The sequence below is a fragment of the Pseudomonas sp. W2I6 genome (assembly GCF_030815935.1).
In the GTDB taxonomy this organism is placed as follows: Bacteria; Pseudomonadota; Gammaproteobacteria; order Pseudomonadales; family Pseudomonadaceae; genus Aquipseudomonas.
In genome coordinates this window covers 4,135,327-4,160,919 of record NZ_JAUSXJ010000001.1, presented here as the reverse complement: position 1 = coordinate 4,160,919, position 25,593 = coordinate 4,135,327, and the positions used below count along the sequence as shown (strand labels likewise).

Sequence of the window (25,593 nt, the reverse complement as noted above, 5' to 3'; positions counted from 1 at the left end):
GCGGGTCCTTTAAGTGAATTGATCGGCAATGTGCTGCGGCACGGCAATCGGGATTTCCAGCAGTTGCTGGGCGAAGGCCTTGCCTTGGGGATCGATGCGCAGGCTGGCAATCCCGCCGCCACCCAGGGCGTTTTCCAGCAGGAAGTTCAGGCTGTGGCTGCCGGGCAAATACCAGCGCTCGACGCGGCCGTGGATCGGGTCGAGCACGTGGCTCATCCAGTCGACGATCACTTCGGGCGTCAGCGCCTCGGCGATCCACGGCAGGTACTCGGGCTCGCGGGCGATCACCCCGATGTTGCTGTGGTTGCCCTTGTCGCCGGAGCGGGCCACGGCCAGCTTGACCAGCGGCACGTTGGCGTCGGCGCGGCCTTGGGGCTTGGGCGGGTCGATCAATGCGATCGAGGTGTTCAGCGGTTTGGCGACGGGCAATTCGCAGGCATGCCGTTCGCCAAGGAAGTCGACCTGCAATTGGCAGGCGCTTTTATCGATCAGGAATGAAAACAACCGAATCAGCGGGTACACCGTAGGTCGCCCGCCGACGATTCCGGTGAGCCCCGGCGCCATGCCGGTGGCCGCCTGGGCAATCTCCCGGGCGAACAGCACCAGCGCCTGTTTGCTGGGGTGACGCACCGCCAGTTTCACCACCACTTCGCGGCAGTCCTGGCGTTGGGCATGGGGGCCGTAGGTGGCTTCGCTGCCCAGCAGTTCGATGTTGATGTCGGTGTAGGGCGCCCAGCCGCGCTGGCTGAACAGCTCTGAGGTCTTGTTGATGATCGCCTGGCTGACCCGTTCGGCCTTGGCCACCGCGTCGATCCCGGCGATCAGGCAACTGGCGGTGCAGCGAAAACCATCCGGGTAGGTGGCGCTGACCTTGTATTGGTCGGTGGGCGGCAGGCCTTTGGCGCCGTGCAGGTGCACGCGGTTTTTGCCTTGTTGCCGGAGCTTGACCTGGCTGAAGTCGCAGATCACGTCGGGCAACAGGTAGGCGCGCGGGTCGCCGATTTCATACAGCAGTTGCTCGGCGACGCTCAGTTCGCTGATCAGTCCGCCGGTGCCCTCGACCTTGCTGACGGTGAACTGGCCGTCGGCACTGACCTCCACAATCGGGAAACCGATGTGTTCGTAGTCCGGTACCTCCCGCCAATCGGTGAAGTTGCCGCCGGTGCACTGCGCGCCGCATTCGATGATATGCCCGGCCAATGCCGCCTGGGCCAGGCGGTCGTAGTCCTGCCAGGACCAGTCGAATTCATGCACCAGCGCTGCGCTGACCACTGCGCTGTCGACCACACGGCCGGTGATGACGATATCGGCGCCCAGCTTCAACGCCTGCACGATACCGGGCGCGCCGAGGTAGGCGTTGGTGGATACGCACATCGGCGGCAAGGGCGCGCCGCTGAACATGTCGGTGACGCCGTGCAGTTGCTTGAACTGCGGTTGCAGGTCATCCCCCAGCAGTACGGCGATCTTCAACGGGATTCGGGCCTGGTCGCAGGCCGCCTGCAACGCGGCGGCGCAGGCCTGGGGGTTGATCCCGCCGGCGTTGCTGATCACGCGGATGCCCTGGCGCTGGATATCCGCCAGCAGCGGCGTCAGCACCTCGACGAAATCCGTGGCATAGCCGGCCTGGGGATCTTTCATTCGCGCTCCGGCGAGGATCGACAGGGTGACTTCCGCCAGGTAGTCGAACACCAGGTAATCCAGCGTGCCGCCGTGCACCAACTGCGCAGCGGCGGTGCAGGTGTCGCCCCAGAAGGCGCTGGCGCAGCCGATGCGTACCGTCTTGTTCATGGGGCGTCCTTCCTCTGGTTTGCTGGCACCCACACTACCAAGCAAGCGCTTGGTTTGTAAACTCTGGTCATAACTTTGCCCCAAGCGCTTGCTTGGTTGGCTGCCACGGCCTAAATTGCCGCCCAAGACGTAACCAGAAGTTAAGGAGAGCAGCATGGATGAGCAAAAAGCCCTGCGGGTGATGCGCACCATGGTCGACGCCGGCCAATTGACCGACCCCGACAGTGCCCGTGGCAAGCTGCTGCAAACCGCGGCCCACCTGTTTCGCAACAAGGGTTTTGAGCGCACCACCGTGCGTGACCTAGCCGGCGCGGTCGGGATCCAGTCCGGCAGCATCTTTCATCACTTCAAGAGCAAGGACGAAATCCTGCGGGCGGTGATGGAGGAAACCATCCACTACAACACCGCCCTGATGCGCGCTTCCCTGGCCGAGGCGAGCAACGTGCGCGAGCGGGTGCTGGCGCTGATTCGTTGCGAATTGCAGTCGATCATGGGCGGCAGTGGCGAGGCCATGGCGGTGCTGGTGTATGAATGGCGTTCCCTGTCGGCCGAGGGCCAGGCCCAGGTGCTGGCCTTGCGCGATATCTACGAAGAGATCTGGTTGCAGGTGCTGGGGGAGGCGAAAAACGCCGGTTACATCAAGGGCGATGTGTTTATCACGCGGCGTTTCCTGACGGGCGCCTTGTCCTGGACCACCACCTGGTTTCGCGCCCAGGGCAGCATGACCCTCGAGCAACTGGCCGACGAAGCCTTGCTGATGGTGTTGAAAGCTGACTAGCCCTTTCGCGCAAGCTATTAATTGTGTGGCAGAAAGTTGTCTCGATAGACAAAAACGCCTAGCTTAGCGGGATCAAAGTTTTCGACGGTGTGTGCCTTGATGTTTTCGCCTTGGCGATTGGCTGCAGGACTCTCAATATGGGCACTTGGCGCACTGTGGCTGATGCCTGCCTCGGCCGCCCAACTGGTGAGGGTCGGTGCTGCGCATTTCCCGCCATACACCGTGCGCCCGGAGCAGGGCGCCGACACCGGGTTGCTGCCGCAACTGGTGGAAGCCTTGAACGCCCTGCAAACCGACTACCAGTTTGTGCTGGTACCCACCTCGATTCCCCGGCGTTTTCGCGACTTCCAGCAAGGTCGGGTGGACATGGCGATCTTCGAAAACCCCAAGTGGGGCTGGCAGGATATTGCCCACACCGATGTCGACATGGGCCTGGAGGATGCGGAAATCTTCGTGGCCCAGCAGGAGCCCGGTCGCGACCAGTCGTATTTCGCTGACCTGACCGGCAAGCGCCTGGCGGTGTTCAGCGGTTATCACTACGCGTTCGCCAACTTCAACCCCGACCCCAAGTACATGGCGGAGCACTTCAACGCCACCTTGACCTATTCCCACGACAGCAACCTGCTGATGGTCGCTCGGGGCCGGGCCGACATCGCCCTGGTGACACGTTCCTACCTCAGCGATTTCCTGGTGCGCAATGCCGATACGGCGGGGCAGTTCCTGGTGTCCGAGCGGATCGACCAGGTGTACCACCACTATGCGTTGCTGCGGCCCAAGGCGCCGATCACGGGGCCGGCGTTCGCCGGGCTGCTCAAGCAGCTGAGGGACAACGGCCAGTTGCTGAAGATCTTCGAGCCTTACCGCATCGATGTAATGCCGGTACCGTGATCGTCTAAATTTTTGCCCTCGGCTCACGTCACTTGTTGAACTGTCGACGATTCGTGAGCCCATCCCATGTCCAATCTGAATGACCTGTCAGTGCTGCCCTTGCCGGCGGGACCCGCCCTGAATGCTGATGAAACTGATAGCCGCCTGAGCCTCACCCTTGAGGGCCAGCCGCTGATTCGCCTGCGCCTTGAGCGGGGTGATGAGGTGCAGGTGCATTTGCAGGAGCCCGCCAGTGTGCCGGCTGCCCGTGCGTTGTGGGCGGCGTGTTATTGGCTGTTTGCCAGGGAGCCCGGGCGCCAGCGACTGGTCTGGTGTCTTGAGCATGCGCCGGAGGATGCCTTGCGCAGTGGGTTGCTGGTGGCGACCGGGGTTGCCGGGCAGTTTCATTGCGAGCGCACGTTGTTCTGGCAGTTGCCGCAACCGTGGCTGGGGCAATCTCTCACGGGGACTTATCCGCAGCAGATGATCATCAGCGGTGGCAAGCGTCATCCTGCCCGTGCGCCGAAGCCGCGGGGCGAGGTGTATCGGCGGTTTGATGCGCGGTTGGGGGCGTGGATTTCACTGCGTACGGTGGAGGTTGATGTTGATCTGGCGCGCTTCAATCGTTGGCAGAACAGTGCGCGGGTGGCGAATTTCTGGCAGGAAACCGGCAGCCTGGAACAGCATCGGGAGTATCTGGACAAGCTGGAAGCGGATCCCCATGTGTTGACGTTGATTGGCTGTTTCGATGATGAGCCGTTTGCTTATTTCGAGGCGTATTGGGCGAAGGAGGATCGGATTGCGCCGTTTTATGATGCGGCGGATTACGATCGCGGGATTCATATGCTGGTGGGCGAAGAGCACCACCGTGGTCCGCACAAGGTAGCGAGCTGGTTATCGGCGCTGGTGCATTACTTGTTTCTCGATGATCCGCGTACGCAGCGTGTGGTGGCTGAGCCTCGGGCGGATAACGGGAAGATGATTGGGCATATGCAGAATCAGTGTTTCCACTGTGAGAAGGAGTTTGATTTTCCTCATAAGCGGGCGGCGTTGATGATTCTGGGGCGGGAGCGGTTTTTTGAGCGGTGTGGGTTGGTTTGATCGGGGGCATATCCGTTATTTAGGTTACGGCCGCTTATGGTTCCGCTCTTACAGCGGCTCACTTTGGAAAAGCCCCAAAGTAAGCAAAGGGCTCTGCCCCGCCTGTCGGCGCCTCGCTGTGGCTCGGCGTTCCCTCACTCCGGCACCGCGAAGCGGGCCGCCGCGACGGGCCATCCATGGCCCGGCGCGGCTAAACCGGCGTCCTGCCGGTTTACCTGCTCCGCACTGCCTGCGTTCGGCCTCGGGCTTATTGGGGCAGTCAGATCAAGATCAAAAGCAAAAGCAAAAGCACAGCGGCCTCCCGGCCGGCTTGAGTGTTAAAAGCAAAAGCAAAAACCAGAGCGAAAAAAATCTGCTTTTCTGTGGGGGCGGGCTTGCTCGCGAAAAACCTGAGAGCGCCGCGTTCATCCAGAATGCCCGCGTCATCGTTAACGACCTTCGCGAGCAAGCCCGCTCCCACATTTGGACCGTGCCCGCTTTAGATTTTGATTTTGCTTCTAACACTCAAGCCGGCCTGTAGGCCGCTGTGCTTTTGCTTTTGATCTTGATTTTGATCTTAGGCGCCCCGTTAAACCACGCTGGCCGAACGCAGGCTTTGGAGCGTGGGTAACCTGGCAGGACGCCAGGTTAGCCGTCCTGGGCCAGGGATGGCCCATGACGGCGGCCCACGGTCCAAAGCCGGAGTGAGGGCACTCCGAGCCTAGGCGAGGAGCCGAGTGGTGGGGCAAGAGCGTTTTGCTTACTTTTGCGCTGTTCAAAAGTGAGCCGCTGTAAGAGCGGAACCATAGGTAGCCATCACCCAAATAACGGATATGTACCCAGCGCCAGACCCAATCAAACCCGCCGCGCAAACGTGTCGCTATGAGTCCCGGAAACCTTCCGGCAATGCACCAGCGCATCGCGAATCATAAAGTTCACCAACGTCGGTGAAACCCCCAGCTCCTTGGCAATATCCTTCTGCGGCACCCCGTGCAGCCGGTACATCTCAAACGCGTAACGCGTGCGCTGAGGCAACTCGGTCAAGGCGTCGGCAATGTTCTCCAGCGTCGAAAAGTTGATGTGCGAGGTCTCAGGTGAAGCGCCGTGAATAACCACATTCAAGCCTTCCTCTTCCGTGCCGGAATATTTCAGCTCCAGCGCCTGCTTGCGGTAGTGATCAATAGCCAGGTTGCGCACGATCTGGAACAGGTAACTGAGCTGCGCCTTGAACGATGACGTGATGGTGGGGGCCGATTGCAACCGGAAGTAGGCGTCTTGCACCACGTCTTCGGCGCGGGATCGGCAGCCGGTAATACGCGCTGCGATCTTGACCAGGATCAGTCGATTGTCGACGAAGGCCTGGAGTAGGGGTGAGTCGCACCTGCCTGTGGATACTTGTTCCGTCATGGAAATCACCTTGTTGCAAGAGAAGGTTGGGGGAGGGCGTCCTTGCTGAGGCCTCCTACACATCGGGCAACAAATTATGCTTAATGATAATGATTGTCAAATGAGAAGACGAACTAATCTTATGCCTTATCGAGAGGTGTGAACGGCGTCTCGTTGACTAATTATTTCCAGGTGCCATCCGTTCTCATGGGTGAAAGGCCAGTTAACAAACCGGCCAAGGATCAGCGCTTGGAGGAGGACAAAATGGGTTTTTATCGTGTGAGCGGGAGTGGTCTGAAATGAACACGCCGGCTCGATTACGCCTGTTTTGCCTGCCTTACTCCGGCGCCAGCGCCATGGTCTACAGCCGCTGGCGACGGGCGCTGCCGGAGTGGTTGCAGGTGCGGCCGCTGGAGTTGCCGGGGCGCGGCATGCGCATGGACGAGCCGTTGCAGCGCGATATCAAAAACCTGGCCGGGCAACTGGCTGATGAGATCCGCGCCGAGCTGGACGGCCCCTACGCCTTGTTCGGCCACAGCCTCGGCGGCCTGCTGGCCTTCGAACTGGCCCATGCCCTGCGCGAACGGGGCGCGCCGCCGCCATTGGCGCTGTTTGCCTCGGGTACCGCCGGCCCGGCCTGTCGCGATGTCAGCGAATACGCCATCGAGAAAAACGACGAACAACTGATCGCCCGCCTGCGGGAACTCAAGGGCACGGGCGAAGACGTGCTGGCCAACGCCGAACTGATGCAGTTGATGCTGCCGATCCTGCGGGCCGACTTCCTGCTGTGCGGCAGTTTCGAATACGGCGAGCGTGAGCCGCTGAGCCTGCCCATCCATGTATTCGGCGGCAAGCAGGACACGGTGCGCGCCGATCAACTGCTGGACTGGCAGCAAGACACCGCCAGCGGTTTCTCCCTCGACATGTTCGACGGTCACCACTTCTTCCTGGTGCAGCACGAGAGTTCCGTACTGCGCTGTGTGCGGCGTTACGCCGACGAACACCTGGCCCGCTGGCGCAATGACGCCGCGCGGCAGATGGCCCGGGCGACCGGCTGAACAAGCCCCCGGCCACACATTCCCCGATTTTCCAGTAAGCCGATTTCAGGCAGGAACCCCATGATGGACGCCTTCGAACTTCCCCGCACCCTGGTTCAGTCCCTTCAACGCCGCGCCGCGCAAACCCCGGATCGACTGGCGTTGCGCTTCCTTGCCGAGACGGCCGAACAGAGCGTTGTCCTCAGTTACCGCGACCTCGACCTGCGCGCCCGCACCATTGCCGCCGCCTTGCAGGCCGACGCCGGGCTGGGCGATCGTGCGGTGCTGCTGTTCCCCAGCGGGCCGGATTACGTCGCGGCGTTCTTTGGTTGCCTGTACGCCGGGGTCATCGCGGTGCCGGCCTATCCGCCGGAGTCCGCCCGCCGTCATCATCAGGAGCGGCTGCTGTCGATCATTGCAGACGCCGAGCCGCGGTTGCTGCTGACCACGTCCAGCCTCGGTGATTCGCTGGCGCAACTCGAAGGCGCGCCGCAGTTGCTGTGCGTCGACAGCCTCAATGCCGAAATCGCGAGCCATTGGGTTGCGCCCAACTTGCAAGACGATGACATCGCCTTCCTGCAATACACCTCCGGCTCCACTGCGTTGCCCAAGGGCGTGCAAGTGACCCACGGCAACCTGGTGGCCAACGAATTGCTGATCCGTCGCGGCTTCGGCATCGACCTGAACCCCGACGACGTGATCGTCAGCTGGTTGCCGCTGTACCACGACATGGGCCTGATCGGCGGGCTGCTGCAGCCGATCTTCAGCGGTGTGCCGTGCGTATTGATGTCGCCGGCGTACTTCCTTGGCCGGCCATTGCGCTGGCTCGAAGCGATCAGCGAATACGGCGGCACCATCAGCGGCGGGCCGGACTTCGCCTATCGCTTGTGCAGCGAGCGAGTCAGCGAGTCGGCATTGGATCGCCTGGACCTGAGCAAATGGCGCGTGGCGTATTCCGGCTCCGAGCCGATCCGCCTCGACACCCTCGAACGCTTCGCCGAGAAGTTCGCCGCCTGCGGTTTTACCCCGAACAATTTCTTCGCCTCCTACGGCTTGGCGGAGGCCACCTTGTTCGTTGCCGGCGGCACCCGTGGCCACGGCATCCCGGCCCTGCGCCTGGACGAACAGGCCCTGGCCGCCAATCGCGCCGAGCCAGGGCAGGGCGCGGCGATCATGAGTTGCGGCACCAGCCAGCCCGAGCACGCGGTGCTGATTGCCGACCCCGCCACCCTGGCGACGCTCCCCGACAATGCCGTCGGTGAAATCTGGGCCACCGGCCCGAGCATCGCCCACGGCTACTGGCGCAACCCTGAAGCCACCGCCAAGACTTTCGTCCAGCACGAAGGCCGTACCTGGCTGCGGACCGGCGACCTCGGGTTTATCCGCGAAGGTGAGGTATTTATCACCGGTCGCCTGAAAGACCTGCTGATCGTGCGGGGCCACAACCTGTATCCCCAGGACATCGAGCAAGCCATCGAGCGCGAAGTGGAAGTGGTACGCAAGGGCCGGGTCGCCGCGTTCGCGGTGAATGACCAGGGCCTGGAAGGCATTGGCATCGCCGCCGAAATCAGCCGCAGCGTGCAGAAAATCCTGCCGCCGGAAGCACTGATCAAGGCGATTCGCCAGGCGGTGGCCGAAGCCTGCCAGGAAGCGCCGAGCGTGGTGGTGTTGCTCAACCCCGGTGGCTTGCCGAAAACGTCCAGCGGCAAGGTGCAGCGCTCGGCCTGCCGCACACGCCTGGCGGACGGCAGCCTCGACAGTTATGCGCAGTTCCCCGGCGTGCAAGCGCAGGCGGGTGATGCGGTGCTGGCGTCCGAGCTGCAAAGCCGGATTGCCGCGATCTGGTGCGAGCAATTGCAGGTGACGCAGGTCGCCGCCGACGATCACTTCTTCCTGCTGGGGGGCAACTCCATCAGCGCCACCCAGGTCGTCGCCCGGCTGCGGGAAACCCTCGGCCTGGAACTGAACCTGCGCCTGTTGTTCGAAGCGCCCACCCTGGCCGCCTTCGCCACCAGCGTCGGGCAATTGCAGCAGGACGGCGGCGTGGCCCAAGGCGCAATCCATGGGTTGTCGCGACAGGAAGACCTGCCGCAATCCCTCGCGCAGAACCGTCTGTGGATCACCTGGCAACTCGACCCGCACAGCAGCGCCTACACCATTCCCGGCGCCTTGCGGTTGCGCGGCGAGCTGGATGAAGACGCGGTGCGCTCAAGCTTCCAGCAATTGATCCAGCGCCACGAAGCCCTGCGCACGCGCTTCTTCGAGCGCGATGGCCAGGCCTTCCAGCGGGTCGACGCCAAGGCTGATTTCGATCTGCAAGTCATCGACCTCAGCGATTTGCCTGCCGCCGAGCGGGAAGCCCGTGCCAAGCAGATTCGTGAAGACGAAGCCCGCACCCAGTTCGACCTGGAGAAAGGCCCGCTGCTGTGGGTAACGCTGGTGCGCCTGGATGACGAAGACCACCAACTGCTGGTGACGATGCACCACATCATCGCGGACGGCTGGTCGCTGAACGTGTTGATCGACGAATTCTCGCGACTGTACGCCGCTGCGTCCCAGGGCCAACCCCTGGAGCTGCCAGCGCTGGCCCTGCAATACGCCGACTACGGAAGTTGGCAGCGCCAGTGGCTGGCCGAAGGCGAGGGCCAGCGGCAACTGGCTTACTGGAAACAACAACTGGGCGACGAGCACCCAACCCTGAGCCTGGCCACCGATCACCCGCGTTCGGCGCAGCACCTGCGCAGTGCCTCGCGTCACAGTGTGCGTGTGAGCGCGAGCCTCGGCGAAGCCATTCGCAAGACTGCCCAAAGCCACGAATCCACGCCGTTCATGCTGTTGCTCGCGGCGTTCCAGAGCCTGCTCTATCGCTACAGCGGCCAGCGCGATATCCGCATCGGCGTGCCCAACGCCAACCGTCCGCGCCAGGAAACCCAAGGCCTGATCGGGTTCTTTATCAACACCCTCGTACTGCGCGCCGAACTGGATGCGCGCCTGCCCTTCGCCGAGTTGCTGACGGCAACCCGCACCGCAGCGCTGGGTGCCCAGGCCCATCAGGACCTGCCTTTCGAACAACTGCTGGAAGCCTTCCCCCAAGCTCGGGAACAAGGCCTGTTCCAGGTGATGTTCAACCACCAGCAACGTGACCTCGGCGCCCTGCGCCGCTTGCCGGGCCTGCTTGCCGACGAGCTGGCATGGCACAGCCGCGAAGCCAAGTTCGACCTGCAACTGCACACTGAAGAAGACCGCAACGGGCGCCTGAGCCTGTCCTTCGACTACGCCGATGAGCTGTTCGACGCCGCCACCATCGAGCGCCTGGCCGGGCACTTCATCAACCTGCTGCAAGCCATCTGCGAGCAACCACAACAGGCCATCGGCGACCTGAAGCTGTTGCATGTCGACGAGCAGCGCCAACAACAGCAGTGGAGCGCTGCGCCGTGCACACCGGCGCAGCGCTGGCTGCCGGAACACCTCAACCAACACGTCTCGGAACGCACCGCACTGGTGTGGCAGGACGGCAGTCTGACCTTCGCGCAATTGCACACCCAGGCCAACCGCCTGGCCCATTACCTGCGGGACAAGGGCGTCGGCCCGGACGTGTGCGTGGCCATCGCCGCCGAGCGTTCGCCGCAACTGCTGATCGGCCTGCTGGCAATCATCAAGGCCGGCGGCGCCTATGTGCCGCTGGACCCGGATTATCCCGCCGAACGCCTGGGCTACATGCTCAAGGACAGCGGCGTGCAACTGCTGCTGACCCAAACTTCACTGCTGGAACAACTGCCCACGGCGCAAGGCGTGTGCGTCATCGCCATGGACAGCCTCAAGCTCGACAGTTGGCCGACCCATGCGCCGGGTTTGCACCTCAATGGCGACAACCTCGCCTATGTGATCTACACCTCCGGCTCCACCGGCCAGCCCAAGGGCGTGGGCAACACCCATGCCGCGCTGGCCGAGCGCTTGCAGTGGATGCAAGCCACCTACCAATTGGATGAAACCGATGTGCTGATGCAAAAGGCGCCCATCAGTTTCGACGTGTCGGTGTGGGAGTGTTTCTGGCCGCTGATCACCGGTTGCCGCCTGGTGCTGGCCGGCCCCGGCGAGCATCGCGATCCCCATCGCATCGCGCAGTTGGTGCAGGAGCACGGCGTGACCACGCTGCACTTTGTGCCGCCGCTGTTGCAGCTGTTTGTCGACGAACCGTTGGCTGCCGAATGCACCAGCCTGCGTCGCCTGTTCTCCGGCGGTGAAGCGCTGCCCGCCGAGTTGCGCAACCGGGTGCTGGCGCAGTTGCCGGCGGTGCAGTTGCACAATCGGTATGGCCCCACCGAAACCGCGATCAACGTGACGCACTGGCATTGCCAGGCCGAGGACGGCGAGCGTTCGCCGATTGGCCGGCCGCTGGGCAATGTGATTTGCCGGGTGCTGGATGATCAGTTCGAGCCGCTGCCGGCGGGTGTGCCGGGTGAGTTGTGCATCGGCGGCATCGGCCTGGCCCGGGGTTACCTCGGGCGTGCGGGGCTGACCGCCGAACGCTTTGTCGCCGACCCGTTGGGTGAGGCGGGCGCACGCCTGTATCGCACCGGTGACCGCGTGCGCTGGAGCACCGATGGGGTACTGGAATACCTCGGGCGCCTGGATCAGCAGGTCAAACTGCGTGGCTTCCGTGTCGAGCCTGAAGAAATCGAAGCCCGCCTGCTGGCTCTCGACGGCATCGCCCAAGCGGTGGTGCTGGTGCGGGAAACCGCAGCCGGTGCGCAGTTGATCGGTTACTACACCGCCAGCGAACCGTTGGATGAACAGGACGTAAAAACCGCCCTGGCCGCCGAACTGCCGGAGTACATGGTCCCGGCGCAATTGATGCGCCTGGACGCGATGCCCCTGAGCCCAAGCGGCAAACTGGATCGCCGCGCCTTGCCGGAACCGGTGTGGCAGGTACGTGAACACGTCGAACCTGAAACAGCGCTGGAGCAGCAAATCGCCGCGATCTGGCGTGAAGTCCTGGCGCTGCCACGCATCGGCCTGCGGGACGACTTCTTCGCCCTTGGTGGCCATTCGTTGCTGGCGACGCAAATCATCTCCCGCACCCGCCAGGCCTGTGACGTCGAACTGCCGTTGCGCACGCTGTTCGACGCCAGCGAGCTGGGGGCTTTCGCCGAGCAGGTCCGGCTGATCCAGGCCGCCGGGCAACGTAACCAACAGCTGGCCATCGGCAAGGTCGACCGCAGCCAGCCGGTGCCACTGTCCTATTCCCAGCAGCGCATGTGGTTCCTCTGGCAGATGGAGCCCGACAGCCCGGCGTATAACGTCGGCGGCATGGCGCGCTTTCGCGGGGTGCTGGACGTGGGCCGTTTCGAGGCGGCGTTGCAGGCCTTGATCATGCGTCATGAAACCCTGCGCACGACTTTCCCGAGCATCAATGGCGTGGCGCAGCAGAAGGTTGCGGCGCAAACCGGCGTGCGCATGGATTGGCAGGATTTCTCGGCGTTCAGTGAGGCCGAGCGGCAACGGCGTGTGCAGCAACTGGCCGATCATGAAGCCCACACGCCGTTCAATCTGGAAACCGGCCCATTGCTGCGCGCCTGCCTGGTCAAGGCCGGCGAGCTGGAACATTACCTGGTGCTGACCCTGCACCATATCGTCACCGAAGGCTGGGCCATGGACATCTTTGCCCGTGAACTCAGCGCGCTGTACGAAGCGTTCATCGACGACCGCGAATCACCACTGGCGCCACTGCCGGTGCAGTACCTCGACTACAGCGTGTGGCAGCGCCAGTGGCTGGAGGCCGGCGAACGCCAGCGCCAACTGGATTACTGGACCGCGCAACTGGGCACCGAACACCCGCTGCTGGAACTGCCGGGCGACCGTCCGCGGCCACCGGTGCAAAGTCACCAGGGCGAGCTGTACCGTTTTGACTTGAGCGACGACCTCGCCGCCCGCGTGCGTGCCTTCAACGCCGAACGCGGCCTGACCCTGTTCATGACCATGACCGCCACCCTCGCGGTATTGCTCTACCGCTACAGCGGCCAGACCGACCTGCGCATCGGTGCGCCGGTGGCCAACCGGATTCGCCCGGAAAGCGAAGGGCTGATTGGCGCATTTCTCAACACCCAGGTGCTGCGTTGCCAGCTCAACGGGCAGATGAGTGTCGGCGAACTGTTTGACCAGGTTCGCCACACCGTGATCGAAGGCCAGTCCCATCAGGACCTGCCGTTCGACCATCTGGTGGAGGCCCTGCAACCACCCCGCAGCGCGGCGTACAACCCGCTGTTCCAGGTGATGTGCAACGTGCAGCGCTGGGAATTCCAGCAGAGCCGCACCCTGGCCGGGATGACCGTCGATTACCTGGCCAACGACGCCCGCGCCACCAAGTTCGACCTCAACCTGGAAGTCACCGACCTCGATCATCGCCTGGGTTGCTGCCTGACCTACAGTACCGACCTGTTCGACGAGCCGCGCATTGCGCGCATGGCGGCGCATTGGCAAAACCTGCTGGAAGCCTTGCTCGCCGATCCGCAACGGCGCCTGAGTGAGTTGCCGTTGCTGGAGGCTGGCGAACAGCGCGCCCTGCAAGACAGCCTCGGCATTGAGGCTGGCGAGCATCGCCTCGACCAGTGCATCCATCACCTGTTCAGCGAGCAGGCCCTGGCCCGTGCCGATGCACCGGCGTTGACCTTTGCCGGGCAGACCCTGAGCTACAGCGAACTCGACAGCCGCGCCAATCGCCTGGCCTGGATGCTCCGCGAGCGCGGCGTGGGCCCGCAGGTGCGGGTCGGCCTGGCGTTGCCGCGTTCGCTGGAGATGGTGGTTGGCCTGCTGGCAATCCTCAAGGCCGGCGGCGCCTATGTGCCGCTGGACCCGGAATACCCGCTGGACCGCCTGCACTACATGATCGAAGACAGTGGCATCGGCCTGTTGCTCAGCGATGCCGCGATGTTCGACGCATTGGGCGAACTGCCTGAGAGTGTCGGCCGCTGGTGCCTGGAAGAGGACCTGCCAACCCTGGCGGACTACCCGGCGAGCGAGTTGCCTTTCATCAGCCTGCCGCAACATCAGGCCTACTTGATCTACACCTCCGGTTCCACCGGCAAGCCCAAGGGCGTGGTGGTGTCCCACGGTGAAATCGCCATGCATTGCCAGGCGGTGATCGAACGCTTCGGCATGCGCCCGGATGACTGCGAGCTGCACTTCTATTCCATCAACTTTGACGCTGCCACCGAGCGTCTGCTGGTGCCGTTGCTCAGTGGTGCCCAGGTTGTGTTGCGGGCCCAGGGCCAGTGGGACGCGGAAGAAATCTGCGGGCTGATTCGTCGGCACCGCATCAATATCCTGGGCTTCACCCCAAGCTATGGCAGCCAGTTGGCGCAATGGCTGGCCACGCAAGACCAGACCCTGGCGGTGCGCATGTGCATCACCGGCGGTGAGGCCCTGACCGGCGAACACTTGCAGCGCATTCGTGCGGCATTCAAGCCGGCGCTGTTTTTCAACGCCTATGGCCCGACTGAAACCGTGGTGATGCCGTTGGCCAGCCTGGCCCCGGAAGCCCTGGAAGAAGGCGCCGGCAGCGTGCCGATCGGCAGCATCATCGGCGCGCGTGTGGCCTACATTCTGGATGCGGATCTGGCGCTGGTGCCGCAAGGCGCGACGGGTGAGTTGTACGTCGGCGGTGCCGGCCTGGCCCAGGGGTATCACCAGCGTCCGGGGATGACCGGGGAGCGGTTTGTCGCGGATCCGTTTGCCACGAACGGCGGTCGCCTGTATCGCACCGGCGACCTGGTGCGCCAGCGTGCCGATGGCCTGGTGGAATACCTCGGTCGTATCGACCATCAAGTGAAGATTCGCGGGTTCCGCATCGAGCTGGGGGAAATTGAAACCCGCCTGTTGGAACACCAGGCGGTGCGTGAAGCAGTGGTGTTGGCGCTGAATTCCCCGAGCGGCAAACAGTTGGTGGCCTACCTGGTCAGCGACGAAGAACACGGTGCACTGCGTGAATCCCTCAAGGCGCATTTGAAAGCGCAGCTGCCGGACTACATGGTGCCCGCGCACCTGATTGTCCTCGACAGCATGCCGCTGACCGCCAACGGCAAACTCGACCGCCGCGCCTTGCCGCAGCCGGACCCCGAGGCGAATCGTCAACAGTACGTGGCGCCGCGCAACGAGCTGGAGCAAACCCTGGCGGCCATCTGGTGCGCGGTACTGAACGTGCAACAGGTAGGCCTTGACGACAACTTCTTCGAGTTGGGCGGCGACTCGATCCTGTCGATCCAGGTGGTCAGCCGGGCCCGGCAGGCGGGGATTCATTTCAGCCCGCGTGATTTGTTCCAGCACCAGACCGTGCAAACCCTGGCCGCCGTGGCGACCCGCAGCGAGCAGGTCAGCGCCGAACAAGGCGTGTTGACCGGCGCGTCCGGGCTGACGCCGATCCAGCACTGGTTCTTCGACACCGACATCCCGGAGCGCCAACACTGGAACCAGGCGTTGCTGCTGGAGCCGGTTCAGGCCCTGGAACCTCATCGCCTGGAGCAAGCGTTGCTGGCGGTGCTGGAACATCACGACGCCCTGCGCCTGAGCTTCACCCAGCGCGACGCCCAATGGCACGCCGAACACTTGGCGGTGCCGGAAGGCGGCCTGCTGTTGCAAGCCCAGGTGGCGGACATGGAGCAGTGCAGCGCGCTGTTCACCGACACCCAGCGCAGCCTCAACCTCGCCCATGGCCCGTTGTTGCGCGCGCTACTGGTGGACGGCCCGCAAGGCCAGCGCCGGCTGCTGATCGCGATCCATCACCTGGTGGTGGACGGCGTTTCCTGGCGGGTATTGCTGGAAGATTTGCAGACCGTGTATCGCCAGTTGAGCGACGACCAGCCGGTCAACCTGCCGGCCAAGACCAGCGCCTTGCGCGACTGGGCGGCGCGGTTGCAGGCGTATGCCGGCAGCGAATCCCTGCGTGAGGAGCTGCACGTGTGGCAGCAACAGTTGGCCGGCCCTGCCGTTGAATTGCCGGTGGATCGCCCACAGGGTTCGCTGCGCAATCGCGACGCCGATACCGTCAGCGTGCGCCTGGATGCCGAGCGCACCCGCCAGTTGTTGCAGCAGGCACCAAGTGCCTACCGCACCCAGGTCAACGATTTGCTGCTGACCGCCCTGGCCCGTGTGCTGTGCCGTTGGAGTGGCCATGAATCCGCATTGATCCAGCTGGAAGGCCACGGCCGCGAACCGCTATTCGACGAGATCGACCTGACCCGCAGCGTCGGCTGGTTCACCAGCGCCTACCCGCTGCGCCTGACCCCGCTGCATATCGAAGAAGCCGCCGGGCAGGGCGCCTCGATCAAGGCGATCAAGGAGCAACTGCGCGGCGTGCCCCACAAAGGGTTGGGTTATGGCGTGCTGCGCTACCTGGCCGACGACCTGTGCCGCCAGACCATGGCCGCGTTGCCGAGCGCCAGTATCACCTTCAACTACCTCGGCCAGTTCGATCAGAGCTTTGGCGCCGACGCACTGTTCCACCCGCTGGACGAGTCCGCCGGGATCGCCCACGACCCGGACGCGCCGTTGCCCAACGCGCTGAGTGTCGACAGCCAGGTGTACGGCGGTGAGCTGGTGCTGCGCTGGACCTTCAGCCGCGAGCGTCACCACAGCCAGACCATCGCTGAACTGGCGGACGCTTACCTGGCGGAACTGCAAAGCCTGATTGAACATTGCCTCAAGGCAGACGCGGGCGGCCTTACGCCGTCGGACTTCCCGCTGGCGCACCTGACCCAGGGGCAACTCGATGCGCTGCCGGTGCCGGCCAATGCCATCGAAGACGTGTACCCGCTGACCCCGATGCAGGAAGGCTTGCTGCTGCACACCCTGCTGGAACCGGGCACCGGCCTCTACTACATGCAGGACCGCTACCGCATCAACAGCGCCCTGGACCCCGAGCGTTTCGCCCAGGCCTGGCAGGCGGTGATCGCCCGTCATGAAGCCTTGCGCGCCTCGTTCTGCTGGAACGTCGGCGAAGACATGTTGCAGGTTATCCACAAGCCCGGCAGCACGCCGATCGAGTACCTCGACTGGAGCCAGGAGCCGGAAAGCGAGCAGGAACCGCGCCTGCAAGCGTTGCTGAAAAGCGAGCGTGAAGCCGGTTTCGATCTGCTTAACCAGGCGCCCTTCCACCTGCGGCTGATCCGCGTAGGCGAAGCCCGCTACTGGTTCATGATGAGCAACCACCACATTCTGATCGATGCGTGGTGCCGCTCGCTGCTGATGAACGATTTCTTCGACATCTACATGGCCCTCGGCGAAGGTCGCGAAGCGCAACTGGCGACGCCACCGCGTTACCGCGATTACATCGCCTGGCTGCAACGCCAGAACCTCGCCGAGGCGCGCCAGTGGTGGCAGCAGAACCTGCAAGGGTTCGAACGCACCACACCGATTCCGAGCGACCGGCCGTTCCTGCGCGAACATGCCGGCCACAGCGGCGGCATGGTGGTAGGCGACTGCTACACCCGCCTGGATGTGCGCGACGGCGCGCAATTGCGCGAGCTGGCCCAGGCTCATCAATTGACGGTAAACACCTTCGCCCAGGCGGCATGGGCCCTGGTGCTGCGGCGCTTGAGTGGCGATCGCGACGTGCTGTTCGGCGTCACCGTGGCCGGGCGCCCGGTAGAAATGCCCGAGATGCAGCGCACTGTCGGGCTGTTTATCAACAGTATCGCCTTGCGGGTCAAGCTGCCGGAGGACGATCAGCAGTGCAGCGTGCGCCAATGGTTGAGCGGCCTGCTCGACAGCAATATGCAACTGCGCGAGTACGAGTACCTGCCGCTGGTGACCATCCAGGAGCACAGCGAACTGCCGAAAGGCCAGCCGCTGTTCGACAGCCTGTTCGTGTTCGAGAACGCCCCGGTGGAAGTCTCGGTACTGGACCGTGCGCAAAGCCTGAATGCCACCTCGGATTCCGGTCGCACCCACACCAACTTCCCGCTGACGGCCGTGTGCTACCCGGGCGATGACCTGGGCTTGCACCTGTCCTACGACCAGCGTTATTTCGATGAAACCACCGTGCAAGGCATGCTCGCTGAATTCAAGCGGCTGCTGCTGGCGCTGGTGCAGGGCTTCCATGGCGACATGGCCGACTTGCCGCTGATTGGCGAGCAGGAGCGTGAGTTCCTGGTGGACGGCTGCAACCAGAGCGAGCATGAGTATCCGCTGGAGCGCAGTTACATCGAGCTGTTCGAAGCCCAGGTGGCAGAGCATCCACAGCGGATTGCCGCCAGTTGCCTGGATCAGCAATGGAGCTATGCCGAACTGAACCGACGCAGTAACCGCCTGGGCCATGCATTGATCGCGGCCGGTGTCGGGCCGGATCAACCGGTGGCGTTGCTGGCCGAACGTAATCTGGATCTGCTGGGCATGATCATCGGCAGCTTCAAGGCGGGTGCCGGTTACCTGCCGCTGGACCCGGGGCTGCCGACCCAGCGCTTGAGCCGGATCATCGACCTCAGTCGTACGCCGTTGCTGGTGTGCACCGAGGCTTGTCGGGAACAGGCGGATCTGTTGCTGGAAGAGTTTGCCTGTGGCTCGCGACCGAGGCTGCTGGTGTGGGAGGAGATGACTGGCTCGCAGGAAAACCCCGGTATCTACAGCGCGCCGGATAACCTGGCCTACGTGATCTACACCTCGGGCTCCACTGGCCTGCCCAAGGGCGTGATGGTCGAACAGCGCGGCATGCTCAATAACCAGTTGAGCAAGGTGCCGTATCTGCAACTGACTGAGCACGATGTGATCGCCCAGACCGCCTCGCAAAGTTTCGATATCTCGGTGTGGCAGTTCCTCGCGGCGCCGCTGTTCGGGGCGCGGGTGGACATTGTGCCGAATACCATTGCCCATGATCCGCAAGGCTTGCTCGCTCACGTCCAGGCCCAGGGCATTACCGTGCTGGAAAGCGTGCCGTCACTGATCCAGGGCATGCTCGCCCAGGAGCGCATGAGCCTGGATGGCTTGCGCTGGATGCTGCCGACGGGTGAAGCGATGCCGCCGGAACTGGCGCACCAGTGGTTGCTGCGTTATCCGCAGATTGGCCTGGTCAACGCGTATGGCCCGGCGGAATGTTCGGACGACGTGGCGTTCTTCCGCGTCGACCTGGCGTCGACCCGTGGCACTTATCTGCCGATTGGTACGCCGACCGACAATAACCGGTTGTACCTGCTGGACGGTGCGCTGGAACTGGTGCCTCAAGGCGCCGTCGGCGAGTTGTGCGTGGCCGGGACGGGCGTGGGGCGTGGTTATGTCAGCGATCCGCTGCGCACGGCGCAAGCGTTTGTGCCGAATCCATTTGGTGCGGACCGGTTGTATCGAACAGGGGATTTGGCCCGCCGTCGCAGCGACGGTGTGTTGGAGTACGTCGGGCGCATCGACCATCAGGTGAAGATTCGCGGTTACCGGATCGAGCTGGGTGAAATCGAAGCGCGCCTGCATGAGCAGCCTGAAGTGCGGGATGCGGCGGTGGGCGTGCAGGAGGGCGTCAACGGCAAGCATCTGGTGGGCTACCTGGTGGCGGCGGATGCGCAGCTCAACCCGGTTGAGCGCCTCGATCGCATCAAGCAACGCCTGCGTGCCGAGCTGCCGGAGTACATGGTGCCGTTGCATTGGCTGTGGCTCGACCGTTTGCCGCTGAACGCCAACGGCAAGCTGGACCGCAAGGCCTTGCCGGCATTGGAGATCGGCCAGTTGCACAGCCAGGATTATCTGGCGCCGCGCAATGAGCTGGAGCAGACGCTGGCCGGGATCTGGGCCGAGGTGCTCAAGGTCGAGCGGGTCGGCGTGCAGGACAACTTCTTCGAACTGGGCGGGCATTCGTTGTTGGCCACGCAGATTGCTTCACGGGTACAGAAGACGCTGCAGCGGGATGTGCCGTTGCGGGCGATGTTCGAGTGCAGCACGGTGGAGGCGTTGGCGGGGTATATCGAGGGGCTGGCGGCGAATGAGATCAGCGCGGAGAAGGTGGATCGGTTGAGTGATTTGATGGCGGAGCTGGAGGGGTTGTAAGACTCTGAACCTTCGCTGTTTTTGGCGGCCCCTTCGCGAGCAAGCCCGCTCCCACCTTTTGAACTGTGAATACATTCAAAAGGTGGGAGCGGGCTTGCTCGCGAAGGCGTCAGACTGGTCGCCGCTTACTTCGGCCCGAGAATCTTCACCAACTTATCCGGCGACGGCGCTCCTTGCTGTTGCTGCAACCCACCCTTGTCATCCAGATAGAAAATCGCCGGCGTCGCCGACAACTCCAGCTCGTCCATCAACTTCATGTTCGAATCGAGCTTGGCCTGGATATCCGCCGGGATCTTCTCCAGCGCCTGCAGCTTGCTGCCCTTACCGGCAGCCTCATGGGTTTCAAGGGCCTGCTGTGGATCCTTGGCGGCAAACAGCGCGGCCGACTTGCCCGGGCTGTCCTCACGAATAATCCCCACCATGATGTGCCGCAACTGTACCTTGCCCGACTTCACCCACGGCCGCGCCTGTTCCCAGAACATGTTGCAGTACGGGCAGTTCGGGTCGCTGAACAGGTACACGATGCGCGGCGCATCCTTGTTACCGTCCTGTATCCAGTTGCTGTGTTCCATCTTGGCCCAGACTTCCTTGGCCATGGGCGCATACACCAGTTTTTCCAGGGGGGCGGTGCTCAGGTCGTTGCCATCAGCATCGTACAGGTTGCCGGCAATCACGCTTTTGCCGTCTGCGGTCAGGTACAGCGCCATGCCGCGGTTCTGGTATTGCGCCGCGTAACCTGTGAGGCCGCTGGGCGCATCGAACTTGCCGATGATCTTGGCCCCCTTGGCTTCGATGTTCTTGATCGGCGCCGGCCAGTCTTCGGCGTGGACCAGGCTGGCGGCCAGGGTCAGGGGCAGGAGTGTCAGCAGGTGGCGGAGGCGGAGCATGGCGAATTCCTTGTGGTGGCCGGCAGGGCCGGTTTGGCGGGGGTCGGCTCGAAGCGCTCCATGGCGCGGGCCAGGCTGGCCTGTGAGAGTTCGCCCAGGTGGCTGTTGATCAGGCGACCATCAGGTTGGTAGAAGAGGGTGGTAGGCAAGGCCATGGAGCCGACGGCCTGGCCGAGGCGGCCGCTGGCGTCGAACAGCACGTTATCCAGGTTCAGGCCCTGGGTCGCCAGGTAGGTGGCGACGCTTTGCATGCTTTCGGCCTGGTTGACGAACAGGAAGGTCACGTCCGGGCGCTGGCGCTGGGCACTTTCCAGTACCGGCATTTCGCGCCGGCACGGCGGGCACCAGGTGGCCCACAGGTTGATCACCAGCGGGCCGCCCTTGTAGTCGGCCAGTTGCACGGTTTCGCCATTGGCGTTGCGCAGGGCAATGTCCGGCAGGTGCGTGCCTTTTTCGTAGAGGGTCAGGGACAGGCTGGTCAAGGCCCAGAACGCCAGGCCGGTGATCACGCCGGCGCTCAGTGGCTTGCGCAGCAGCGGGCGGCGCCAGCCGTAGATCAGCGCGCCGATGATCAGCACGATCACGCCGGGCCAGGCGAGAAAACCGCCGTCGCGCAGGTCGACGATTTGCAGCGGGTCATTCTGGTAGTACGACCAGTACATCAATACGAAGCTGACGCGTGCGGCGAGCATGCCCAGCAGAAACAGGGTGAACAGCACCGACTCGGGGTTCTCGCCGCCGCGCTTGGCCACCCGCCAGCCCACCAGGGTGGCGAGGATCAACGCCGTGATCAGCAGCAAGTGATTCAGGGCGATGGCGAAGGTGCCGATGGTCAGTGTCAGCATCAGAGGGCTTCCCGGGCTTGGGTCCAGCGTTGCAGGAAGGCGGCGGCGTCGACTTCGCCGGTGATGCGCTGGGCGCGGCGCTCTTCACCGTCGGGGCCGATCCAGACGAAGCTCGGCGGGCCGGGGACCTTGTAGCGGCCCAGCAGCTCGCGGCTGGCGGCGTTGTCGGCGGTGACGTCGAGGCGCAGCAGGCGCACATCCTTGAGGGCGTCCAGTACCTCGGGTTTGCCGAACACCTGTTTTTCCATGATCTTGCACGACACGCACCAGTCGGCGTAGTAGTCCACCAGCACCCATTGGCCCTGGGCCTTGGCGCTGTCGAGCTGGCTTTGCAGTACGGCCGGGTCGTTGATGGTCATGAAGGCTTCGTGGGCGGTGGGAGCACCGGCTACCCGCGAGCCGCTGTAGACCTTCAGCGGTTGCCACAGGTCGTCGCTGCCGCCGGCCGCGCCGATCACCAATACGCTGCCCCAGAGGCCCAGCACCAGCGAACCGGCACCGAACAGCATGGCGGTACGCCCGAAATCGCGGGCCAGGCGCCAGCCGCAGTAGGCCATGACCAGCGCCAGCACACCCCACAGGCCGAGCCACAGGGTTTCACCGACCACCGGGCGAATCATCAGCACGGCGGTGGCGAGGAACAGGAAGCCGAAGATGCCCTTGAGGATATTCATCCAGGTGCCAGGCTTGGGCAGGAAGCGGTTACCCACGGTCACCAGCAGCAACAGCGGCACGCCGATGCCGATGCCCATGGCAAACAGGATCAGGCCGCCGTGCAAGGCGTTGCCGCTTTGGGCGATGTACAGCAGCGCGCCGGCCAGGGGCGCGGTCATGCACGGGCCCACCAGCAAGCCGGACAGGGCGCCGAGCACGCCGGCGCCTACCAGGCTGCCGCCGCTTTGGTTGCGGCTGACGTTGTCCAGGCGATCGCGCAGGAAGGCCGGCAGTTGCAGTTCAAAGAAGCCGAACATCGGCAGGGCGAGAATCACAAACAACGCAGCGAAGCTGCCGAGGATCCACGGGGTTTGCAGCAGGGCGGCGAGGTTGCCGCCGAGCAGCGCAGCCAATACACCGAGCGCGGCATACACCAGCGCCATGCACACCACGTAGCTGGCGGCCAGGGCAAAGCCGCGCCGTGGGCTGGCGCCGCTGCCGACCACAAGGCCGGCGAGGATCGGCAACATCGGCAGGGAACACGGGGCAAAGGCCAGCAGCAGGCCCAGGCCGAAGAACACCAGCAGGCTCCAGCCCAGGCTGCGTTGTTGCAGGCCGCTGGCCAGGCTTTGGTCCTGGGCCTGGCCGGTGGCGGCGACGGCAGGGTTGCCGCCCAGGTCCACGGTGATCGATTGCGGCGGGTAGCACAGGCCGGCATCGGCGCAGCCTTGCCAGCCGAGCTTGACCTGGCCGGTGGCGCCGGCGGGAATCTTCACTTCCAGGCCCTGGCGATAGACTTGCTGCTCGCCAAAGAACTCGTCGCTGTGGGCTTCGCCCTGGGGCAACGTCGGCTTTTCGGCCAGGCCATCGAATTTCATGCGCTGCTGGTACAGGTAGTAACCGTCGGCAATCTGCCAATACAACTGGGTTTCGCCGGAGGCCAGACGCTCGGAGGTAAAGGTGAAGGCTTTGCCCACCGGGAGGAAGTCGGGTTTGGTCTCGAATGGATTGTTGCCAGGCGCGGCCTGGGTGAATCCAGCAAACAACACCAGCAGGAAGATAAACAGATGCCGCATGATCAAGCCTTAGTTCGAAGCAAGTGGGACACACAATGTGTGGCGTTGATTAACCGATGATTAACCGGGCTATCCTAGAAAGAAGCGATTATCCGGGATTCTTGGCGTTGGCGGCATAATGCACGCTTAATCCACTGCCTTTTTAATCACCCTCACATTTTGCAAAGGGTTCACCATGCACGTACTGGTCTGTGAAGACGACGAGCTGATCGCCAGCGGCATTGTTGCCGGGCTCAGCGCCCAGGGCCTGACGGTCGAGCGCGTCGGCACGGCTGCGGCTGCCCGGGCGATGCTCAAGGTGGCGGAATTCGACGTGATGGTACTCGACCTCGGCCTGCCGGATGAAGACGGCTTGAAGCTGTTGCAGCAACTGCGCAGCCAGGGCCTGGAGATTCCAGTGCTGATCCTGACCGCACGGGATTCGGTGACCAACCGCGTCGACGGCCTGCAGGCCGGTGCCGACGACTACCTGCTCAAGCCCTTCGACCTGCGCGAACTCGCCGCACGCCTGCACACCCTGTTGCGCCGGGTAGCCGGGCGCAGCGTCAATCTGATCGAGCACGGGCGCCTGACTTACAACCCCAGCAGCCGCGAAACGTTGCTGGGCGGTGAGTCGGTGGACCTGTCCCGCCGCGAGCAGGCGCTGTTGCAGGCCCTGTTGCAAAACCGTGGCCGGGTGCTCTCCAGCGAGCAACTCAAGGACAGCGTCTACGGCCTGAACGACGAACTGGAAAGCAACGCCCTCAACGTGCACATCCACCACCTGCGGCGCAAACTCGGCAACGGCATCGTCGAAACCGTGCGCGGCCTGGGCTATCGCCTGGGCCCGGCTGACGGTGGAGAGGACGCTTCGTGATGAGCCTGCGCCTGCGGCTGACCTTCAAGCTCGGTGCGGCCTTTGTGCTGATCTGGGCCCTGGCCGCCGCGTGGATGCTCAACGACCTGCGCAACCAGATGATGTTTTCCCTCGACCAGCGCCTGGTGGCGTCGGCGCGCATGGTGGCAGGGCTGATGGAGCAGATGCCCGGCCTCTCCAGCACGGGGGAGGGCGCGCACTTCAGCGCCGAACAATTGAATGTGCCAGGCGGTATGGCGTGCCAGGTCAGTTCCTTGCGCGGCGTGGTTTTGGCCCGCAGCCACACCACGCCGGACCAGGGCCTGGAGTCGCGCAAGAGCGGCTTTCGCGACCAGATGATTGATGGCGTGGGCTGGCGCAGCTTTACCCTGTCCCGTGGCGATTTGTTTATCACCACCGCCGACCGGCAGGTGGAGCGTGAAGCGTTGAACCTGTCGATCCTGCTGGCCGCCTCGGTGCCGGTGGGCGTGGCATTGTTGGGCTGCCTGTGCCTGTTGTGGCTGGGGATCGGCCAGAGCCTGTTGCCGCTCAACCGCATGCGTGACGCCTTGATGCGCCGCAGTGCCGACTCCCTCGAACCGTTGCAGATCAGCCCGCTGCCCAGCGAACTCAAGCCACTGCTCGACACCCAGAACCAGTTGCTGCAACGCATCGCCAAGACCATCGAACGCGAACGCCGCTTGACCGGTGACGCGGCCCACGAATTGCGCAGCCCGTTGACTGCGATCAAGACCCACCTGCAAGTGGCGCGCATGACCGAAGGCGCCGCCCGTGACCAGTCCCTGGCCCACGCTGAAGAGGGCGCCGACCGCTTGCACCGCACCCTTGAGCAGTTACTGCTGCTGGCGCGGGTCGAAGGCAGCCTGTCGTTTGATGACGGCCTGCAATCGAGTGCCGAGCAAGTTGCGCAACTGGCGATCCAGGATGCCAACGGCGGCGACAATCAGCGTATTGACCTGATCCTGGCAGACGGTTTGTCCGAAAAACCTTTGGAAATGCCGGTGGGCCTGGCCGTCGCGGCCCTGCGCAACCTGCTGGACAACGCGTTGCGCCACACCCCGGCCGATACTCGGGTGGAGCTGAGTGTGTCCAGCGCTGGCGACAATGTGGTGTTCCGGGTGCGTGACCATGGCGCGCCGATTTCCAGCGAAGACTTGCAACACTTGACCCAGCGCTTCTGGCGCAACGGCAACAGCCCGGGTTGCGGCCTGGGGTTGGCGATCGTCCAGGCCATCGTGCAGCGCTGCTCGTGCTCCCTGAAATTCGACAGCCAGGCCGATGGCATGCGCGTCGACCTGGGCATGCCGTTGCGGCGCTGA

13 protein-coding genes are annotated in these 25,593 nt (G+C 63.7%); 7 read left to right on the top strand and 6 right to left on the bottom strand.

Annotation, left to right across the window (positions count from 1 at the left end; translation table 11 throughout):
* Positions 1 to 9 precede the first annotated feature (9 nt).
* Entirely contained in the window at positions 10 to 1,788 is a 1,779-nt protein-coding gene (locus tag QF039_RS18985) for an acyclic terpene utilization AtuA family protein (RefSeq protein WP_307520076.1), read from the bottom strand.
* Positions 1,789 to 1,942: 154 nt separating this feature from the next.
* Here QF039_RS18985 and QF039_RS18980 point away from each other — a divergent pair, with 154 nt between their 5' ends.
* The 3 genes from QF039_RS18980 (at position 1,943) to QF039_RS18970 (ending at position 4,534) form a co-directional block, all read left to right on the top strand.
* A complete protein-coding gene (locus QF039_RS18980) occupies positions 1,943 to 2,566 on the top strand; it encodes a TetR/AcrR family transcriptional regulator (RefSeq protein WP_087695088.1) in 624 nt (207 codons plus the stop codon).
* Positions 2,567 to 2,665: 99 nt separating this feature from the next.
* The gene (locus tag QF039_RS18975) at positions 2,666 to 3,454 is read left to right on the top strand and encodes an ABC transporter substrate-binding protein (protein ID WP_083853176.1); all 789 of its coding nucleotides are present in this window, start codon (positions 2,666 to 2,668) and stop codon (positions 3,452 to 3,454) included.
* 66 nt (positions 3,455 to 3,520) lie between these two features.
* Positions 3,521 to 4,534 (top strand): GNAT family N-acetyltransferase, encoded by a 1,014-nt coding sequence (locus QF039_RS18970; RefSeq protein WP_307520072.1) that lies wholly within the window; start codon positions 3,521 to 3,523, stop codon positions 4,532 to 4,534.
* A gap of 259 nt (positions 4,535 to 4,793) precedes the next feature.
* Here QF039_RS18970 and QF039_RS18965 read toward each other — a convergent pair whose 3' ends face one another.
* Complete coding sequence (locus QF039_RS18965; RefSeq protein WP_307523085.1) at positions 4,794 to 4,982, bottom strand: hypothetical protein; 189 nt, start codon at positions 4,980 to 4,982, stop codon at positions 4,794 to 4,796.
* 386 nt (positions 4,983 to 5,368) lie between these two features.
* Complete coding sequence (locus QF039_RS18960) at positions 5,369 to 5,920, bottom strand: RNA polymerase factor sigma-70 (protein ID WP_076953019.1); 552 nt, start codon at positions 5,918 to 5,920, stop codon at positions 5,369 to 5,371.
* A gap of 278 nt (positions 5,921 to 6,198) precedes the next feature.
* Here QF039_RS18960 and QF039_RS18955 point away from each other — a divergent pair, with 278 nt between their 5' ends.
* Both QF039_RS18955 and QF039_RS18950 read left to right on the top strand, forming a co-directional pair.
* Complete coding sequence (locus tag QF039_RS18955) at positions 6,199 to 6,957, top strand: thioesterase II family protein (protein WP_003209023.1); 759 nt, start codon at positions 6,199 to 6,201, stop codon at positions 6,955 to 6,957.
* A gap of 60 nt (positions 6,958 to 7,017) precedes the next feature.
* Positions 7,018 to 19,956: a non-ribosomal peptide synthetase gene (locus QF039_RS18950; protein ID WP_307520069.1), complete on the top strand. Its 12,939-nt coding sequence runs from the start codon at positions 7,018 to 7,020 to the stop codon at positions 19,954 to 19,956.
* Between the two features lie 125 nt (positions 19,957 to 20,081).
* On the opposite strand, the gene dsbG is transcribed toward QF039_RS18950, so the two are convergent.
* Genes dsbG through dsbD form a run of 3 tightly spaced genes read right to left on the bottom strand, consistent with a single transcriptional unit; the run spans position 20,082 to position 23,418 of the window.
* Positions 20,082 to 20,843 carry a thiol:disulfide interchange protein DsbG gene (gene dsbG, locus QF039_RS18945; protein ID WP_307520067.1) on the bottom strand — a complete coding sequence of 254 codons (762 nt, stop codon included), beginning with the start codon at positions 20,841 to 20,843 and terminating at the stop codon, positions 20,082 to 20,084.
* Positions 20,819 to 21,688: a TlpA disulfide reductase family protein gene (locus QF039_RS18940; protein WP_087695093.1), complete on the bottom strand. Its 870-nt coding sequence runs from the start codon at positions 21,686 to 21,688 to the stop codon at positions 20,819 to 20,821. The genes dsbG and QF039_RS18940 overlap by 25 nt, the downstream gene beginning before the upstream one ends.
* Complete coding sequence (gene dsbD / locus QF039_RS18935; RefSeq protein WP_307520064.1) at positions 21,688 to 23,418, bottom strand: protein-disulfide reductase DsbD; 1,731 nt, start codon at positions 23,416 to 23,418, stop codon at positions 21,688 to 21,690. Before dsbD ends, QF039_RS18940 begins: the two co-directional genes overlap by 1 nt.
* A gap of 175 nt (positions 23,419 to 23,593) precedes the next feature.
* Between dsbD and QF039_RS18930 the strand changes: the two genes are divergently transcribed.
* Both QF039_RS18930 and QF039_RS18925 read left to right on the top strand, forming a co-directional pair.
* Entirely contained in the window at positions 23,594 to 24,274 is a 681-nt protein-coding gene (locus tag QF039_RS18930; protein ID WP_003209011.1) for a response regulator, read from the top strand.
* Positions 24,274 to 25,593 carry an ATP-binding protein gene (locus QF039_RS18925; RefSeq protein ID WP_307520060.1) on the top strand — a complete coding sequence of 440 codons (1,320 nt, stop codon included), beginning with the start codon at positions 24,274 to 24,276 and terminating at the stop codon, positions 25,591 to 25,593. The genes QF039_RS18930 and QF039_RS18925 overlap by 1 nt, the downstream gene beginning before the upstream one ends.

Bases quoted from the DNA above. Each gene is read 5' to 3' on its own strand.
- QF039_RS18930 (WP_003209011.1), top strand. From the start codon at position 23,594: ATGCACGTACTGGTCTGTGAAGACGACGAGCTGATCGCCAGCGGCATT.
- QF039_RS18950 (WP_307520069.1), top strand. From the start codon at position 7,018: ATGATGGACGCCTTCGAACTTCCCCGCACCCTGGTTCAGTCCCTTCAA.
- QF039_RS18960 (WP_076953019.1), bottom strand. From the start codon at position 5,920: ATGACGGAACAAGTATCCACAGGCAGGTGCGACTCACCCCTACTCCAG.
- QF039_RS18975 (WP_083853176.1), top strand. From the start codon at position 2,666: ATGTTTTCGCCTTGGCGATTGGCTGCAGGACTCTCAATATGGGCACTT.
- QF039_RS18940 (WP_087695093.1), bottom strand. From the start codon at position 21,688: ATGCTGACACTGACCATCGGCACCTTCGCCATCGCCCTGAATCACTTG.
- dsbD (WP_307520064.1), bottom strand. From the start codon at position 23,418: ATGCGGCATCTGTTTATCTTCCTGCTGGTGTTGTTTGCTGGATTCACC.
- QF039_RS18970 (WP_307520072.1), top strand. From the start codon at position 3,521: ATGTCCAATCTGAATGACCTGTCAGTGCTGCCCTTGCCGGCGGGACCC.
- QF039_RS18980 (WP_087695088.1), top strand. From the start codon at position 1,943: ATGGATGAGCAAAAAGCCCTGCGGGTGATGCGCACCATGGTCGACGCC.
- QF039_RS18955 (WP_003209023.1), top strand. From the start codon at position 6,199: ATGAACACGCCGGCTCGATTACGCCTGTTTTGCCTGCCTTACTCCGGC.
- QF039_RS18925 (WP_307520060.1), top strand. From the start codon at position 24,274: ATGAGCCTGCGCCTGCGGCTGACCTTCAAGCTCGGTGCGGCCTTTGTG.
- dsbG (WP_307520067.1), bottom strand. From the start codon at position 20,843: ATGCTCCGCCTCCGCCACCTGCTGACACTCCTGCCCCTGACCCTGGCC.
- QF039_RS18985 (WP_307520076.1), bottom strand. From the start codon at position 1,788: ATGAACAAGACGGTACGCATCGGCTGCGCCAGCGCCTTCTGGGGCGAC.